Raw genomic sequence first — 662 nt, 5'->3', positions numbered from 1 at the left:
TGTTTGAGCCGGTGCGGCACCGCATGGATAAGCCCCGGGCGCTCCACTATATCCGCCAGCTCAACCGCTATCATATGGCAGGATTTGAGACAATATTTCATCCTGAAAACTTCCGGTAGTGCAAAAGGCCGCTTTCCCGGCGGCCTTTTCATAGAACCAAAGGTTAGCAATAACTAACTAAAGGAGGCTTATTTATGCAGAAAACGCAAAGTCCGCTGCTGCGGCTGTGGCAGCTGGGCAGGGAACATCACGGCGGCCTGATTGCCGCCATCTTCTGCGCGGTGGCGGGTGTCCTACTGGGGCTGCTGCCGTATCTCTCAGCGGGGCGTATCCTGGTAGCGCTTTTGACCGGGCAGCGGGACTGGAACTTCTATCTTCTGTGGTGTATGGTGGCCCTGGGGGGCTATCTGGCCAAAACCCTGCTTTACAATCTGGCACTTTCCCTCTCCCACAAGGCCACCTTCCAGATCCTGCGGGACATCCGGAAGATGGTTCTGTCCAAAATGCCCCGCTTACCCTTGGGAGACATTCTGGACACCTCCAGCGGACGGCTCAAACAGATCGTGGTGGATCAGGTGGAGAGTATGGAGACGACGCTGGCCCACCTGCTGCCAGAGATGACCTCCAATCTGCTGGCGCCGGTATGCGTTCTCGTGTATCTG

Annotated in this window: 1 protein-coding gene; it reads left to right on the top strand. The window is 56.6% G+C overall.

What is annotated here, in order from left to right; translation table 11 throughout:
* Window positions 1–194: 194 nt before the first annotated feature.
* Window positions 195–662 (top strand): ABC transporter transmembrane domain-containing protein (locus tag H6B10_RS14970; protein ID WP_243427419.1); only part of this gene is annotated, 468 nt, incomplete at its 3' end.

It is taken from the genome of Gemmiger formicilis (assembly GCF_016901605.1).
GTDB lineage: Bacteria > Bacillota > Clostridia > Oscillospirales > Ruminococcaceae > Gemmiger > Gemmiger formicilis_B.
The sequence above is the reverse complement of the archived record's forward strand: the minus strand, read 5'-3'. Positions and strand labels throughout refer to the sequence as shown.